Here is an 18,561-nt window from a genome sequence, read left to right as displayed (position 1 = left end):
TTTTTATTGAATGGATAATTTAGACTACGGAATAATAGGGAATTGTAGAAGTGCAGCATTAATTTCAAAGACAGGAAGTATAGACTGGTGTTGTTTACCAGAATTTGATAGTCCGTCGGTATTTGCCAAATTATTAGATGAAAATATTGGTGGTAGTTTTGAGATTAATGTAGATGACAGCTATGAAATCTCACAGAAATATGAACAGTTTACAAATATTTTAATCACATCATTCAAATCTGGTAACGACCATTTTGAAATTCATGATTTTATGCCTAGATACCGTAAAGAGGAGAAAAAATATCATTCTCCACCAGAACTGGTACGCTATTTTAAGCATATATCAGGTAAACCTAGCTTTTCTGTATTGTATGATCCAAAGTTAGAATATGCAATGGGTACTACAGAAACCTTTATTAAAAAAGATTTTATAGCCAGTCTTACCCATGATGTAAAATTTGATACCGTTTTCTTATATACGTCATTTGATAAAAATGCTGTTGTAGAAAGTACTACCATCACTCTTACAGATGATGAGTTTATGATGATGGGTTATAATGAGAAATTGTTATTGCCAACAACAGATAGAGCTTACCTAGATTTACAGAATACAAAGGTATATTGGTTAAATTGGGTAGACTTAACACCGACATATAAAAAGTTCAACGAGGAAATTACCAGAAGTGCATTGACCTTAAAACTTTTGAGCTATGATAAAACTGGAGCCGTACTTGCAGCGGCAACGACTTCATTACCGGAAACTATTGGTGAAGTACGTAATTGGGATTATCGTTTCTGTTGGATACGTGATGCATCTATGGTAATTAAGGTTGTATCTGAACTAGGGCACAAGAATGTAGCTAGACGCTATTTACAATTCATTATAGATTTAATTCCGGATAAGGCAGAGAAGCTGCAAATTATGTACGGAATTAATAAGGAGAAAAAATTAACAGAAGAAACACTAGAACACTTAGCAGGTTATAAAGGCTCAAAACCAGTACGTATTGGTAATGCGGCATACCACCAAAAACAGAATGATATTTATGGTATTCTGATGGATGTGATATATGAGCAGATGGTGAAATTCAGCATTGATATTGAGAATGGTGAAGATTTATGGGCGATAACAAAAGGAATCGTTTGGATCGTTAGCAACAACTGGAAAGATGCCGATAAAGGTATTTGGGAGTTTCGTGCGGAAGACAGGCATTTTACCTTCTCTAAGGTTTTATGTTGGACAGCCTTAGATCGTGCTATAAAAGTGGCTGAGATGTTAGGTAAAAAACATAAAATTGAAAAATGGGAACCAATTAGAGCTGAAATCTGGAAAGATATTTATGATAATGCATGGAATGAGGAAGTAGGGGCATACACGCAATCTTACGGTTCCAAAGAGCTGGATGCTTCCGTATTACTGATGGAATCTTATGGTTGTGTAAAAGCTAAAGATGAGCGCTATGTAAAAACGGTTAATGCAATTGGTAAAGAATTAAGTAATGATGGATTACTATACCGTTATAAGAATGAAGATGATTTTGGTTTGCCATCATCATCATTTACGGTATGTACATTCTGGTATATAAATAGCTTGTTCAAAATTGGAGAACGCAAGAAAGCACTTGAATATTTTGAACGATTATTGAGTTATAGTAATCATTTAGGTTTGTTCAGTGAAGACATTGATTTTAAGACCAAAAGATTGTTAGGAAACTTCCCTCAAGCATACTCACATTTAGCACTAATAGAGTGTGCTATAAACTTCTCTAAAAAAGAAAGTGAAGATCAAATGATGGAGTCTCTAAGAGAATAATCAATTGTTGACATAAGCCTTAATTTTATTAATTAGGGTTTTGAAATGTTGCTCTGTGGTAAAGGGATTCATAACAGTAATACGTAAATAATGTATTCCTTTTAACTTCGTTTGTACAATATAAAATTCGCCATCTTCTAAAAGAAATTGGCGAATTTTTATATTTAAGGAGTTTAGGTTTTCTGTATCTGAATTTGGCGAGAAGTATCTAAAACATACTATGTTGGACATGGGTTGAAGTGCCAATTCAAAATTTGGCTCTTGTTCAATTAAATTTGCAAATAGCGCACCCATATCATAAAGATGTGTGACATTAGCGTCAAAGACTTCTTCTCCGTATAGTTTTAAGAGTGTGAACCAGTGAATACCCATCATGTTTTTGGTACATTCAAACGTGCGTTTACCAGAGTTGTACCAATCTTCATGTTCAGAGTCAGACAATAGGTAATCTGCTTTTTGACTAAAAGTAGTTTTTGCGTTGATCTCATTTTTAAAGAGTAGGGCAGTGGTCAATGCTGGCATCATCATCATTTTATGTCCATCAATAACAATAGAGTCCGCTTGCTCAATACCTTTAAGGGTATACTTATATTTTTTAGAAAAAATTCCCGCTCCACCATGGGCACCGTCTACATGGAACCAGATATGATGTTTTTTAGCAAACTCACCTATGATTTCAAGATTATCAAATATTCCAGTTGCAGTGGAAGGTGCACTACCAATAATGGCAAATACTTCAATACCATTTTCAATTGCTTCATTAAGTTTGGTTTCTAGAACATCGGTATCCATGCTAAACCCTTTTGTCACAGGAACTTTAATAATACCTTGTTCGCCTAATCCCATGATTCTAGCGGCCCGATCAACGCAGTAATGCGCTTCTTCGCTCACCATAATTCCCAGTTGATTTTGATTGCCTTCATTCCAGATATCTTGCTTTGTAATGGCTTTTCTAGCACTCAATAATGCAGTCAGGTTCGCTAAGGTTCCCCCAGAAGTTAAAAATCCTCCTGAAAAATCATTGAAGCCAATTTTTTGGCATATGAACTCTACAATAATTCGCTCAATTGCATTGGAGGACATTCCCATTTCATAAACCGCTGTTCCATTATTTAATAGAGAACTAATTAAACTTGTTAATGCTGTAATTGGCGCAGGCGGACTCACTTGATGACCAATATAATGTGGGTGGTGAATATGTGTGGTTCTATTGGTGATTTCTTTGAACAAATCCTCACTATTTCCGTTAGATAAAAAATCTCTCCAAAATTCAAGTTCATTTTCAGGATTGTTCCAATCAATAGCATTACGGGAAGATGTATGTAGCTTATCCTCTAAATGCGAAGTCAGTTGATCAATTAATTGATGCCCGTTTAAATTAAAATCTGAAGTGTTATAAACCTGCTCTAGTAATTTCTTGTTCATAGTTTAAAAATAGTCGCAATATCAATGTTTACCAAACAAAAAAACCGCCCCAGTTGGGACGGTTTAATATTCAAGTTACCAAACAACAAAAGGTAATCTGAATTAGTCAAACGTATAACCGTTGTCTGCAGCAACCTTATCGGCAATTTGTGTGCGTAAGGCAACTACATTAGGGTAGTTTGTATATTTTGTAAAACGTTTAAGTCCCATTAACATCATTCTTTGTTCATCACCTTCAGCAAAAGAAATAATAGCTTCTTTTCCTTTATTGATGATGGTTTCAGTTGCATTGAATAAATATAATTTAGACATAGCTATTTGTGTAGCTTGTGCTTCTTCGCCAAAACGTTTTGCATTTTTCTCTGTTCGTAATAAAGCAGATTCTGCCATATATACCTCAATAAGAATATCAGACGCCGCCAACATTAATTGTTGGTGTTTCTCTAATTCTGGTCCATATTTCTGAACGGCAGAACCAGCAACCATTAAAAATACCTTTTTTAATCTTTTTAGAATGTCTTTTTCCTCAGCAAATAATTCTGAAAAATCAGGAGTATCAAAAGAAGGAATACCCATTAACTCTTCACCAACAGCAGTTGCAGGACCTAAAAGATCAACATGACCTTTCATCGCTTTTTTAACAAGCATACCTACCGCCAACATTCTATTGATTTCGTTGGTACCTTCATAAATACGTGCAATTCTAGAATCTCTCCAAGCAGATTCCATAGGCGTATCGGCACTAAAGCCCATACCACCGAAAATCTGGATTCCTTCATCTGTAGTATTTTGACAATCTTCAGAAACTGCTACTTTAAGAATAGAACATTCAATAGCATATTCTTCAACACCTTTCAATTCTGCTTCTTGGTGTGTATTCCCTTCAGCTTCGCGAATAGCAATACGATCTTCAATATTTTTGGCAGCTCTATAACTCGCAGATTCATCAACATAAACACTGGTAGCCATATCAGCAATCTTAGATTTAATAGCGCCAAAGTTCATAATAGGAGTTTTGAACTGAATACGCTCGTTAGCATATTTAGTAGCTTCTCCAATAACTCTTCGTTGTGCATCTAAACAAGCAGCAGCTAATTTAATACGACCAACATTTAAAGCGTTCATTGCAATTTTAAATCCGTTTCCTCTAGTAGAAAGCATATTCTCTACAGAAACTTTTGTTTCATTGAAGAAAACTTGACGAGTAGAAGAGGAGTGAATACCTAATTTCTTTTCTTCGTCACCTAAAGTAATTCCGTTACTAGGGTCATTTTCAACAATAAAACCAGTAATGTTTTTATCGTCTTCAATACGTGCAAATACGATAAACATGTTACAGAAACCTGCGTTTGAAATCCACATTTTCTGTCCTGAAATACTGTAAGATTTACCATCTTCAGAAAGTACAGCTTTCGTTTTTCCTGAATTTGCATCAGATCCAGCACCTGGCTCAGTAAGGCAATAAGCGCCAAACCATTCTCCAGAAGCTAATTTTGGTACATATTTTTGTTTTTGCTCCTCAGATCCATAAAGGGTTATTGGCATTGTACCAATACCTGTATGTGCACCAAAAGCAGTACTGAAAGAACCAGTAGCTCCAGAGATGTAATCACATACTAACATAGTAGAAACAAAGCCCATTCCCATACCACCATAAGATTCTGGTACAGCAACACTTAATAATCCTAACTCACCAGCTTTACGCATGGTTTCTTCAGTGAAAGCATAATCTTTATTTTCAAAACGCTCCCAATGTGCCCAAAGCTCTCTGTCAACAAATTCTTTGGTACTCTCACGCATCATGCGTTGCTCTTCGTTCAAATCTTCAAGTGTGAAAACATCTTCACAATTGGTCTCTTTTACAAGGAACTGTCCTCCTCTAAGAATATCTTTTTTTGCTGTATCTGTACTCATGTTGTTAATTGTATTTAGAAGTTAGAATTGAGAAAATAGAAAAGAGAATTACGATAGGCTATTTTGAAAGCCCATGGTCATTTTCTGAAATTCTTCAATTTTGTCTTCAAGTAATTTTAATTTATTATCAGTTATATAATTTCTATTATTCGCTATTAATAATTGTGTTCCTAATTCAAAAGATGAACCTAAAGAGATACTTAGAAAATGACTAAAAGATTTATCTGTTCTAGCTGAACCTTCCGCAATATTGCTTGGGATTGAAATTGAACACCTACTCATTTGAGAGCTTAAATCGAATCTTTCATGATTAGGAAAACTTACTAATACATCTGAAACATCATTAGCTATTTCTAAACCTAGTTTCCAAATCTTCAAGTTTTTATAATTGTGCCTCAAAGCCGTATAGCATTAATCTTTAATCTCTTTTCTTTCTTCTAGATTCTAATTATTTAATTTAAAAATTCAAATATTCCTGCAGCTCCTTGACCTGTACCTACGCACATGGTAACCATACCGTATTTGCCCTGCATATCTCTTTTACGCATTTCATCAAATAACTGAACAGATAACTTTGCTCCGGTACATCCTAAAGGATGACCAAGTGCAATAGCGCCACCATTTACGTTTACGATATCTTGATTTATATTCAATTCACGCATTACGGCTAACGACTGTGAAGCGAAGGCTTCGTTTAATTCTATTAAATCTATGTCGTTTAGTTTTAATCCTGCTTGCTTCAATGCTTTTGGAATAGCGGCAATAGGTCCTATACCCATTATTCTTGGTGGTACACCTGCAGCTGCATAGTTTACCAATCTAGCAATAGGTTCAAGATTTAACTCTTTTACCATTTCCTCGCTCATTATTAAAACGAATGCTGCACCATCACTCATTTGAGATGAGTTACCGGCAGTAACACTTCCGCCAGCGGCAAACACAGGACGAAGTTTATTTAGAACCTCTACCGAAGTTCCTTTTCTAGGTCCTTCGTCTTTAGTAACTGTATATTTACGATGTGCTTTTTTTCCATTAGCATCTAAATAGGTTTCCTCAACTTCAATAGGAGCTATTTGACTCTGAAAACGGTCTTCTGCTTGTGCTTTTAGCGCTTTCATATGAGAATTGTAGGCAAAATTATCTTGATCTTCTCTAGATACTTTGTACTCATTTGCTACAGCTTCAGCAGTATTACCCATTCCCCAGTAGTAATCTTCATGACCGGAGTTTGCCAAGTCATAATTTAATTCTGGTTTGTTACCGGTCATTGGAACAGAACTCATGCTTTCTGCGCCACCGGCAATAATACAATCGGCCATACCAGCCTGAATTTTAGCAGCAGCAACACCAATAGTCTCCAGACCTGATGCGCAGAATCTATTTACCGTTACACCTGGTACATCTACAATGTCCAATCCCATTAACGAAATTAACCTTGCCATGTTCAAACCTTGAGAACCTTCTGGCATTGCATTACCTACGATGACATCGTCAATACGTTTTTTGTCGAATTGCGGCAATTCCTTCATCATATATTCGATGGTTTCGGCAGCCAATTCATCTGTACGCTTAAAACGGAAAACACCTTTTGGAGCTTTTCCAACAGCAGTTCTATATCCTTTTACTATATATGCAGTTTTCATTTTTTATGCTTTAGGCTATTAGCTATTAGCTATTAGCATTTAATTGTTGTTTTATAATTGACCTCTAGCTTATCACCAGAGGTTAATAGCTACGTATTTCTAATTACGTAACGGCTTACCTGTTTTCAACATATGCTGAATACGCTCCAAAGTTTTTCTCTCGGTACATAGCGATAAGAAAGCTTCACGCTCTATATCCAATAAATATTGTTCGGATACTCGCGTAGGTTCTGATAAATCGCCACCTGCCATAACATAGGCAAGTTTATTAGCAATTTTCTTGTCATGTTCGCTAATGTAATGGCTAGCCTCCATAGAGTCAGTACCAACTACGAACATACCTAACGCTTGTTTACCCAATACTTTAATATCGTTTCGGGCTGCTGGTTGTGTATAACCAGATTCTGCCATTAATATAGCATGCGCCTTGGCAGTTGCAATTTGTCGGTCTTTATTGACCACTACAACATCTTTACCTTTTTGAAGTAATCCTAAATCAAAAGCTTCGTAAGCAGAAGTAGACACTTTAGCCATACCAATGGTTAAGAAGTACTCTTGCAATACATTCAATTCCACATCACCTTTCTTGAAAGTATCTTGAGCACGTAAGGCCATTTCCTTAGAGCCACCTCCACCAGGAAGGACACCAACTCCAAATTCAACAAGACCCATATAAGTCTCAGCTGCCGCAACAACTTTATCTGCATGTAAAGAAATTTCACATCCACCACCTAATGCCATACCATGTGGAGCGGAAATAGTAGGTGTTGAAGAGTAACGCATACGCATCATCGTATCCTGGAAGTACTTAATAGCCATGTTAAGCTCATCATATTCTTGCTCAACCGCCATCATGAAAATCATACCAATATTTGCACCTACAGAGAAATTAGCAGCTTGGTTACCAACAACCAAACCTTGAAAATCTTTTTCGGCCATGTCTATGGCTTTGTTCAGACCATTTAAAACATCACCACCAATTGTATTCATTTTAGATTGGAACTCTACATTTAAAATGCCATCACCTAAATCTTCAACAACAACACCGGCATTTTTAAATACCTCTTTAGATTTTCTAATGTTATCTAATATGATAAAAGCATCTTGACCAGGAATCTTTTCCATGGATTTTTTCGGGATATCATAAAAATAGGTGCTTCCTTCTTTTACTGAGTAAAAAGAATCTTTACCCGCAGATTTCATTTCTTGAACCCAAGCTGCAGCTTCTAAACCTTCAGCTTTAATAAACTCAAGACCTTTATCTAGACCAACGGCATCCCAAATTTGGAAAGGACCATGTTCCCAACCAAAACCAGCTTTCATAGCATCGTCTATCTTATAAAGTTCATCTGTTATTTCAGGTATTCTATGGGATACGTAAGCGAACAACTGTCCAAAACTCTTACGGTAGAATTCACCTGCTTTATCTTTTCCTCCACAAAGAACTGCAAAGCGATCAACCACTTTGTCAATCGTTTTTGTTAGCTCTAAGGTGGCAAATTTTGCACTCTTTTTAGAGCGATAATCCATCGTCTCTAGATCAAGCGTTAATATTTCAGTTTTGCCTTTATCATTTTTAGATTTCTTGTAAAAACCTTGTCCTGTTTTACTTCCTAACCATTTGTTTTCCATCATTGTGTTGATGAAACCAGGTAGTTTAAATAAATCATGACGCTCATCGTCTTTACAGTTATCATAAATACCATTTGCAACGTGCACAAGTGTATCTAACCCAACAACATCAACGGTTCTGAATGTAGCTGACTTTGGTCTGCCAATTACAGGACCGGTCAATTTATCTACTTCCTCAACGGTCATATCCATATCTTTTACCATATGGAAAAGACTTTGAATACTGAATATTCCTATTCTATTACCAATAAATGCAGGAGTGTCCTTGGCAACAACAGAAGTCTTACCTAAGAACTTTTCGCCATACCCATTTAAAAAACTCAATACATCTGCATCCGTTTTTGGACCAGGAATAATTTCAAAAAGTTTTAAATAACGTGCAGGATTAAAAAAGTGAGTACCACAGAAATGCTTTTGGAAATCTTCACTTCTGCCTTCAGACATAAATTTGATAGGAATACCAGAGGTGTTAGAAGTTATAAGTGTGCCAGGTGTACGGTACTTCTCTAGGTTCTCGAACACTTGTTTTTTAATATCCAAACGTTCAACAACAACCTCAATAATCCAATCTACCTTAGATACCTTTGAAATATCATCTTCTAAGTTTCCTGTTGTGATGCGATTTGCGAAATTTTGATGGTAAATAGGAGATGGTTTAGATTTCAATGCTGCTTTTAAAGCATCGTTAACCATTCTATTACGAACAACCTTATCTTCTAAGGTTAAACCCTTCGCTTTTTCTTTATCATTTAGTTCACGAGGAACAATATCCAACAATAAAACCTCTACGCCAATATTTGCAAAATGACAGGCTATACCGCTACCCATTATTCCTGAGCCAATTACTGCTACTTTTTTAATGTGCTTATTCATGTACTTTATGCTGTATTAATTTGATAAGTTGTATTAAAATAATTTTTTGTCTGAAATAAGTTTATTTATGGCATCTGTTACTTCAAAAAAACTGGCTAGTTTTTCTTCGGTCACTTCATCTTTAACTGCTTCATTGAATCTAATAACTGTACTTTTTGAATCATTTCTTTTTTCCAATCCAAAATCAGTAAGGTAAATAAGAACACCTCTACCATCTTTAGGGTTCGGTTTTCTTAATATGAGACCTTTCTGCTCCATACTTTTTAAAATTCGAGAGAGGCTTGTTGCCTCCATTCCCATTTTTGGACCTAATGAAGTAGAAGGTGTACCAGTTTTTGGGTCAATGCTCAATAATGTAAAGCCAACAGCCATAGTAGAATCAAAATTCTTTGCTTCTTCATTATACATTCTTGCTACTGCTTGCCATGTAGCTCTCAACGCATAATCTATCGTTGCATCTTTCATACTCTATCAGTTGGTTCCCAAATATAAGAAAATTTATTATGCATGCATAATAAATTTAGTTTAAATTTTAGTTAAGAAGTAATGTTAGATAATTAGGAGCCTAAAATTATTTCTACTAATATTTTGTCATTTAAATAATATAGAAGTATGTCTATTAACTATATAGAATTAAATTGAAGTTTTTATTATGTAATATTAAGATTAATGTAATCACATATAAAACTATAAACACCCAACTAATTATCATTTCTGAGTCTTAGTTGGGTGTTGTATTATACTAGTTAAAAGCTTTTAAATACTATCAGTGTTCATAGATATCATTATACAGCGCCATATATTTTTGCTTGATGATTTTTCTTTTCAACTTCATTGTAGGGGTAAGGTGTCCACCTTCCATACTCCAAGCATCTGGAGTAAGTCTAAACTGCTTTACTTTTTCCCATTTCGCAAACTTTTCATTTGCTTCATCAATTTCTTGTTGATAACGCTCCAAGACTTTTTCGTTCTCAATAAGGTTAGTTCCTTCTGGTACACTAATGTTATGTAGGGCAGCCCATTCTTTTAAGAATTCAAAATCTGGCTGAATTAAGGCAGCTGGCATTTTCTCGCCTTCACCTACAACCATAATCTGCTCAATAAACCTTGATTGTTTAAAGCGATTTTCTAAAAGCTGCGGTGCTACATATTTACCACCAGAGGTTTTGAACATTTCTTTTTTACGATCCGTAATTTTAAGAAAACCATCACTATCTAATTCACCAATATCTCCGGTTAAGAAATAACCATCAACAATAACCTCTTTGGTTTTTTCCTCATCTTTATAATAACCCAGCATTACTTGCGGACCTTTGATACAAATTTCCCCGTCCGATGCAATTTTAACTTCAGTATTGTCAATAGGCCTCCCAACGGTTCCAATTCTGAATCCGCCTTCACGCATATCATTAACCGATATTACGGGCGAAGTTTCAGACAAGCCGTAGCCTTCCATAAGTCCGAATTCCGCTGCATTGAAGATTCGTGACAATCGTGGTTGCAAAGCTGCACTACCAGATGCTATTAATCCTAGATTACCGCCTAAACCTTCTTTCCATTTGCTGAAAATTAATTTTCTAGCGACAGATAATTTTTTTTCGTACCACCATCCATTTTGTCCGTATGGTTCATATTTTAACCCAAGGTCAACTGCCCAAAAGAACAGTTTCTTTTTAATACCTGTAAGTTCTGTTCCTTTGGCATAAATTTTATCATATACCTTTTCTAAAAGTCTAGGTACGGCTGTCATTACATGCGGACTTGTTTCTTTTAGATTATCACTAATTTTATCTAAGGATTCTGCGTAGTAAATAGAGACGCCTCTATATTGATAAAGGTATATCAACATACGCTCATATACATGGCAAAGTGGTAAGAAGCTTAAAGCTTTTGTTTTACCATCTTCTATAGGAAAACGTTTAGAACTTTCAATGGCATTGGTTACCAAATTGTTATGTGATAGCATAACACCTTTAGGTCTACCGGTAGTACCAGAGGTGTAAATTAATGTAGCCAAATCGTTAGGTGTAACGGCATTCATTAAGCTTTCTACCTCGTCTTGGTTAGATGTATCAGAACCTAATTCAAAAACCTTTCCCCAATGATCACAATTAGAAAGCTCATCAAAAGAATAGACATTTTCTAAACTTTTAACTTGGTCTTTAATTGCAGTTACTTTTTCATGCACTTCATTACAAGAAACAAAACAGAATTTTGCTTCGGAATGATTAAGTACATACGCATAATCATCTTCAGATATAGTTGGGTAAATAGGAACATTCTGCGCACCAAGTTGAAGAATACCAATATCCATAATATTCCACTCCGTTCTATTGGTAAGTGATATTACGGCAATCTTGTCATTAGGTTTAACCCCTAGGCGTAAAAGCCCACGGCTTATGGCATTTGCTTTATCAATATATTCTTTGGTAGATGTTTTTATCCATTCTCCATTTTTTTTTGACACCAATGCCTCTTTTAAGGCATGCTTTTCAAGCTGATAATATGGGAAGTCAAAAAGACGGGTTACTTTCTGCATACTTAATTTCTAATAATAATTGCAAAATAGTGAAAGAACTCCATATTTTAAAATTGTATTGTTAAATAAATCCGCATCTCATTACAATATTCTTAATAAGAGCTTATTAGGTGGTAAAGCATCGAAAAAAACCATTCATCTACAATAAATTGTAATTGAGCGTGTTATGTATACATCTCAAATATTTGTAGGAAATTTCTTTAAATTAATATTATAGATTAGCAAAGAAATATTTATCCTAAAAAGTAGAAATTATGGAAAAAAACTACATCTCTTTATTCTTAAAACAGGTAATAGCTACTGTTTCTGGTCTTATATTATCCTTAAATATGTATGCTCAATCAGAACCATTTAACTGTGACTTTAACGCCTACTTGTTTCAATATAATGATATATATGCCTTGGATTTAGCTTCGGGTAGTTCATATTTGGTTGCCGAAAATATTACTCCCGGTAATGTAAACGGTGTAGGTTACAACCCAACAGATGGATATTTGTGGGGATATCTATCAACCCCTTCCAGTACTATTGTAAGAATTGGAAAAAATTATAATGTAGATCAATATACAATTCCAGAATTACCAACGGGTAATAAATATGTTGGTGATATTTCATCAGATGGTATTTATTATTTTAAAGCAGGAGGTTCCTCTTTTTTTAAGGTTGATGTCAATCCAGATTCTCCTACTTATCTAGAGTATCTAGGAGCCTTTGAGCTAAGTCAAAGTTTAAGTATTGCTGATTGGGCTTTTAATGCTGCAGATGGTAATTTGTACACTGTAGAAGGGAAATCTAGAAAATTATATAAAATAGATCCTGAAACTGGTAAGGTTTATAATTTAGGGGAAGTACCTATTCTTGATGGTTTAAGCTACACCTTTGGTGCGGTTTATTTTGATGTAGATGGTAATTTCTATATTTCTGCTAACCAAACCGGGTCTGTATATAAAATAGAGAATGTTCAAGACATTTCTAATGGAAATATGAACTCTAATATTTTTGCTTTTGGTCCTGCAGCATCCAGTAATGATGGTGCGCGTTGTCCTACAGCGCCTGTGCCGCAAGAAGATTGCATGAACGGATTAGATGATGATGGTGATGGACTAGTGGATTGCGATGACCCTTCATGTTCTGGTGTTGCCGCATGCCCTGTAATCGTTACTACTTCTAGCGCCAATAAAGGTGGATTAGAAAGTAATGATAGGCTGGCGAACTTAATTAGTAAAAGAAACTTCAATAGAGCAAAAACCAATTATGTTTTTGATAAAGTAAATGCCAAGAAGGTGGTAAAGAATACTTTTTATGGTCTAAGATCTAAAACAGCAATTAATGAAATTCCTCTAAATTCCTTAGTGCCATTGGGTGTTGTTGGTGAAACAAGTACCATAGAATCTTCACCAAGCGATTTACTGGATTTAACGAATGCATCAGATATTTACTCTGTAGATTATTTAAACGGTTCTGAAAATTTAGGGTCTTTAATGGTTATTAAAACAGAGAACAAGGTTTATGAGCATAGCAAGTTTATCTGTGACCGTTTTCTTGGGGCGCAATTACTTTCGGTCTCCAATATTCAACTACGTGAAAAGGATTTTATTAAGTCGATCATTAAGCAACCGGATGGTAGCCTTGAGTTTGCTTTGACTTTCTCAGCTAGGGTTAATACAGATGATAATTTTACAATTGAGTCGCATTGGAACATTGAAGCCTATGCAGGCGATACTGCTTATTACAATTTTCAGATATGGTCAAATTCAGTAGATGATTTATTACTGTTGGCAGATGAAATTTTAAATCTACTTGAGGTTAATGCTGATATAACGCAGTACAACGGGTCAACTCCTCCGCCAGTATTCGTAAAGTCTGCCAGTTATAAAAATGGCGAAGTTTTATTGAATTTAGTGAACAATAACAATTCAGAAAGTATTAATCTAGAAGGAGGTTTGAAACTTACTGAAACTAGCGATACTGAAGTATTGGGAGTAACTGCAGATATAGACGGTTATTTAGATTCTGTAGCTTTAAAAACAGGAACCTTGTTCGATTTAGGATTTAGAATAAGCGCAGGTTTGGGCACAACACCAGATGATCTTTTTGTAGCTGATGCTCCATGGGGCTTAGATGATTCTGCAGAAGAGACAACTGTAGGGAGCTATGAAGTGTTGCCTGCAGATGGACCATACGTTGGTGACGGGTATCCTATTGAAAGAAATATAAAATTGCAGGGTTCCACTAGTAATTATTTAGGAGTGTACCGTGCATTGAGTCCTAGGTTTACCGCTGTTGATTTAAGTGATTATGGTAAAGTAAGTTTTGAGGCAAAAGGAACCGGTAATTTAGATGTGCAGTTGATAAAGGGTGACGGTTCAATGTATAAAACTAGTATTGGCTTAGATGGTGAAATGGGTGAATATACCTTATCTGCAACCGATTTTAAAAATGACTTAGATGCGGGTACTGATTTCTCTGATATAAAAGTACTTTCTTTTAATCTAGTTGCCGAAAATGGATATGCAGAAGAGAAGTCTATGGAGCTACAAAATATAGATTTTCATAATCGTGAGCCAGGTCAAGAATTTGTGGACTCTGATTTAAATAAATCAGTTGTGTATCCAAACCCTATGATTGAAAGTTCAAGCTTATTCTTCTATGAAGAAAAGGCAGATACTTATCAATTGGATATTTATTCATTGAGCGGTAGACTTTTAGGAAATCACCATATGGAAGGTGAAAGTGTAACCGGACAAAATGAAATAGTAGTAGAAAGAAAAGATTTAGCCCCCGGGTTATACCTCTATAAGTTGCAAAACTCCAATGAGAAAATATGGAGCGGAAGGCTTTTAGTCAGATAATACGTTTTGGTTGTAAAAAAAGCTGTGTACCCCAGACATGGGAGTGCACAGCTTTTGCTTTTTAATATATTTAAAAGTATTTACTTCTGGTTATCTACCCAAGTTTTGGCATTTTTAAAAGCTTCTAACCAAGGTGAAACTTCATCATTTCTATCAGTAGGGTAATGTGCCCAATTCCACGGGAAAATAGAACGTTCAATATGTGGCATCGTAACTAAATGACGACCTGTTTTATCGCAAAGCATAGCAGTATTAAAATCACTGCCATTTGGGTTTGCCGGGTAACCTTCATAGCCGTACTTGGCTACAATATCATATTTGTCCTCTGATTGTGGTAAATTGAATTTACCTTCACCGTGAGAAATCCAAACACCAAGTTTACTGCCTTCTAAAGAGGAAAGCATAACAGAGTTGTTTTTCTGTATTTCTACAGAGGTAAAATTACTCTCGTGCTTGTGAGAATCGTTATATGTCATTTTTCCGTGAGTCTCGTGCTCCGGATTAATCAAATCCAATTCCATAAACAACTGGCAACCATTACAAATACCAACGGATAAAGTGTCTGGTCGTGCAAAGAAGTTTTTAATGACCGTGTTTGCTTTCTCGTTATATTTAATAGCTCCGGCCCATCCTTTTGCACTACCTAATACATCTGAGTTGGAGAAACCACCAACAGCGCCTAAGAATTGAATATCTTCCAAATTCTCACGCCCAGAGATTAAATCCGTCATGTGAACATCTTTTACATCAAACCCTGCTAAATACATAGCATTAGCCATTTCACGCTCAGAATTACTTCCTTTTTCACGTAGAATAGCTGCTTTTGGTCTACTTGAAACTTCTGAACGGTTTGGTAGTGTTATGGCTGCTGAACTTGGAAATTTGTATTGTAAAGGCTGAACTTTATAATTATCAAATCTATCTTTTGCTAAACCGTTTGCAGTTTGCTGATTATCTAGTAAGTACGATGTTTTGAACCAAGTGTCACGAAGGGTTTCAATGTTTAGTCCCATTTCCATACCGTTGTTTTTAACGGTAAGTGTTGCTTCATTAGTAACTGTTCCAATTTTTCTGACATCAATATTCTTAGACTTCAAAATCCCTTCAATACTATCATCTTTAGATTGAAAAACAATACCTGCATTTTCAGAGAACAATACTTTGATGGTATCGACTTCGCCTAAACCTGTAAGATCAAGATTTGCACCTAAATTGGTATCGGCAAAACAAAGTTCTAATAAAGTCGTAATCAATCCGCCAGAAGCAACATCATGTCCTGCAACTATTTTATCCTCCTTTATTAAAGATTGAATGGTGTTAAAAACAGTTTTAAAGTAAGCCGAATCAGTAATTGTTGGAGTTTCGTTACCTATACTATTTCTAGTTTGGGCAAAAGAAGAACCGCCTAATTTAAAGTTATCTTTAGATAGGTTGATGTAGTAAATAGCACCAGCACCTTTCTGTAAAACCGGCTCAACTACTTTAGTAATATCACTACAATTCCCAGCAGCTGAAATTACTACGGTACCAGGAGAGATAACATCACCATCTTTATATTTTTGTTTCATGGAAAGAGAGTCCTTTCCCGTAGGTACGTTAATACCTAAATCGATAGCAAAATCAGATACAGCCTGTACAGCCTTGTATAATCGTGCATCTTCACCTTCGTTTTTGCAAGGCCACATCCAGTTGGCAGAAAGCGATACAGAAGCTAATCCGTTTTTAAGCGGAGCCCAAACCAAATTGGTCAATGATTCCGCAATACTATTTTTACTACCTGCAGCAGGGTCAATCAATGCAGAAATAGGAGAGTGCCCAATACTAGTAGCGATTCCTTCTTTTCCTTTAAAATCCAACGCCATTACCCCGCAGTTGTTCAACGGTAGTTGTAACGGACCAACACATTGTTGTTTTGCAACACGACCACCAACACAACGGTCAACCTTGTTTGTAAGCCAATCTTTACTGGCAACGGCTTCTAGTTGTAGAACGGCATCCAGGTAATCATGGAAAAATTCCAATGAATACGCTGCATTTTTATAATCGCGTTTTACGGTACTGTCCGTCATCACTGTTTTGGGAGAACTACCGAACATATCGGACAACGCTAAATCCATAGGCTTAGCACCGTTGGTTTTAGATTCAAAAGTAAAACGGTCGTCACCAGTAACATCACCAACTTCATACATTGGCGAACGCTCACGGTCAGCAATACGTTTTAAGTGGTCTACATCATTTTTACCGATTACAAGACCCATACGTTCTTGAGATTCGTTTCCTATAATTTCTTTAGCGGATAGGGTAGGGTCACCAACAGGTAACTTATCTAAATCTATTTTACCACCAGTTTCCTCTACAAGTTCAGATAAACAGTTCAGGTGTCCGCCGGCTCCGTGATCATGGATAGAAACAATGGTGTTTTCATCACTTTCTACCATACCACGAATGGCATTGGCAGCTCTTTTTTGCATTTCAGGATTAGAACGCTGTACGGCATTAAGTTCAATAGCAGAGCTAAATTCACCCGTATCAGCACTAGAAACTGCGGCACCGCCCATACCTATACGGTAATTGTCGCCACCTAGAATTACAATTTTATTATCTGTTTCTGGCTTGTCTTTTATAGCTTGTTCAACTTTACCATACCCAATACCTCCAGCTTGCATTATTACTTTATCGTAACCCAGCCTACGGTGACTGAGCGAAGCCGAAGTCTTGTCTTCAGAAGATTCAAACGGAGTAGAAGCTTCATCATATTCGAACGTCAGAACCGATCCAGAAATTAGAGGCTGTCCAAATTTATTTCCAAAGTCAGAAGCACCATTAGAAGCTTTTATGAGAATATCCATTGGTGTTTGATATAGCCAATCTCTTTCTTGCATTCCCTTTTCCCAAGGTCTTTCTTTTTCTAGACGTGAGTAAGCTGTCATATAAACAGCCGTACCGGCAAGAGGTAAAGAACCTTTACCACCAGCTAGTCTATCTCTTATTTCTCCACCGGCACCAGTTGCGGCACCGTTAAAAGGCTCTACTGTAGTAGGGAAGTTGTGTGTTTCCGCTTTTATGGAAATAACGGAGTCAAACTCTTTCTCTTGATAGAAATCGGGTTTATCGGCAGTTTTAGGAGCAAATTGCATTACTCTAGGTCCTTTTACAAACGCAACATTGTCTTTGTAAGCAGAAACGATATCATTTGGAAACTCTTGAGAAGTTTTCTTTATCAACTTAAATAGCGAAGAAGGCATTTCTTCACCGTCAATGACAAAAGTGCCGTTGAATATTTTGTGCCTACAGTGTTCAGAATTTACCTGGCTGAACCCAAATACCTCTGAGTCGGTTAGCTTTCTGCCTAACTTTTTGCTTAGGTTTTCAAGATAATCAACTTCTTCATCATTAAGGGCTAAGCCTTCTTGTTTGTTGAAGGCAGCGATATCTTCAATATTTAAAATAGGTTTTGGAGCTATATGAATATCGAATACCTCTTGATTTAATTTGCTGTATTTCTGAGAAATCATAGGATCGAATCCTGAAAATTCTTCTGCTATGGCATTAAATTCTTCAATCCGAATAATTCCCGAAACTCCCATATTTTGAGTAATCTCAGTGGCATTGGTACTCCAAGGAGTAATCATTGCGGCTCTAGGACCAACAAAAAAGGCGTCAAGAGACGCCGCATTTATTTTAGGTTGGTTGCCGAACAACCATATAAGTTTACTTATATCTTCAGATGATAGTTCCTTAGCGGTCTGTACCGCAAAAACCTTTTTGCTAGGTTCCCCAAAAAAGTGAATCATTGTAGTGTGTCTGGTATTGATTTTTGAATTACAAAATTAAGACTTTACTAGCTACTATTTACGGTAAATTGAAACA

The 18,561-nt window shown here is 36.1% G+C and carries 10 protein-coding genes; 2 read left to right on the top strand and 8 right to left on the bottom strand.

Features of this window, described 5'->3' with window-relative positions; genetic code table 11:
* Positions 1-10 precede the first annotated feature (10 nt).
* The gene (locus tag UH1x_RS00540; protein WP_482624260.1) at positions 11-1,813 is read left to right on the top strand and encodes a glycoside hydrolase family 15 protein; all 1,803 of its coding nucleotides are present in this window, start codon (positions 11-13) and stop codon (positions 1,811-1,813) included.
* Here UH1x_RS00540 and UH1x_RS00535 read toward each other — a convergent pair whose 3' ends face one another.
* From UH1x_RS00535 to UH1x_RS00505, 7 genes are all read right to left on the bottom strand, one after another.
* Positions 1,814-3,238, bottom strand: a complete 1,425-nt coding sequence (locus tag UH1x_RS00535) for a pyridoxal phosphate-dependent decarboxylase family protein (RefSeq protein ID WP_482624258.1) — start codon at positions 3,236-3,238, stop codon at positions 1,814-1,816. It abuts the gene before it with no gap.
* Positions 3,239-3,340: 102 nt separating this feature from the next.
* The gene (locus tag UH1x_RS00530; protein WP_396634161.1) at positions 3,341-5,152 is read right to left on the bottom strand and encodes an acyl-CoA dehydrogenase family protein; all 1,812 of its coding nucleotides are present in this window, start codon (positions 5,150-5,152) and stop codon (positions 3,341-3,343) included.
* A gap of 48 nt (positions 5,153-5,200) precedes the next feature.
* Complete coding sequence (locus tag UH1x_RS00525; RefSeq protein WP_245233035.1) at positions 5,201-5,530, bottom strand: four helix bundle protein; 330 nt, start codon at positions 5,528-5,530, stop codon at positions 5,201-5,203.
* 74 nt (positions 5,531-5,604) lie between these two features.
* On the bottom strand, positions 5,605-6,795 hold the full coding sequence (locus tag UH1x_RS00520; RefSeq protein ID WP_276492580.1) for an acetyl-CoA C-acyltransferase: 1,191 nt from the start codon (positions 6,793-6,795) through the stop codon (positions 5,605-5,607).
* Positions 6,796-6,894: 99 nt separating this feature from the next.
* Entirely contained in the window at positions 6,895-9,300 is a 2,406-nt protein-coding gene (locus UH1x_RS00515) for a 3-hydroxyacyl-CoA dehydrogenase/enoyl-CoA hydratase family protein (RefSeq protein WP_482624255.1), read from the bottom strand.
* A gap of 33 nt (positions 9,301-9,333) precedes the next feature.
* The gene (locus UH1x_RS00510) at positions 9,334-9,765 is read right to left on the bottom strand and encodes a MarR family winged helix-turn-helix transcriptional regulator (RefSeq protein ID WP_036155116.1); all 432 of its coding nucleotides are present in this window, start codon (positions 9,763-9,765) and stop codon (positions 9,334-9,336) included.
* A gap of 301 nt (positions 9,766-10,066) precedes the next feature.
* The gene (locus tag UH1x_RS00505) at positions 10,067-11,839 is read right to left on the bottom strand and encodes an AMP-dependent synthetase/ligase (protein WP_482624253.1); all 1,773 of its coding nucleotides are present in this window, start codon (positions 11,837-11,839) and stop codon (positions 10,067-10,069) included.
* Between the two features lie 254 nt (positions 11,840-12,093).
* Between UH1x_RS00505 and UH1x_RS00500 the strand changes: the two genes are divergently transcribed.
* Positions 12,094-14,691 carry a DUF6923 family protein gene (locus UH1x_RS00500; protein ID WP_482624251.1) on the top strand — a complete coding sequence of 866 codons (2,598 nt, stop codon included), beginning with the start codon at positions 12,094-12,096 and terminating at the stop codon, positions 14,689-14,691.
* Positions 14,692-14,771: 80 nt separating this feature from the next.
* On the opposite strand, the gene purL is transcribed toward UH1x_RS00500, so the two are convergent.
* On the bottom strand, positions 14,772-18,485 hold the full coding sequence (gene purL, locus UH1x_RS00495; protein WP_482624249.1) for a phosphoribosylformylglycinamidine synthase: 3,714 nt from the start codon (positions 18,483-18,485) through the stop codon (positions 14,772-14,774).
* Between the last annotated feature and the right edge of the window lie 76 nt (positions 18,486-18,561).

It is taken from the genome of Maribacter sp. UH1, from assembly GCF_056839145.1.
Note: the sequence above shows the minus strand (reverse complement) of the source record. Positions and strands in the feature narration are given on the sequence as shown.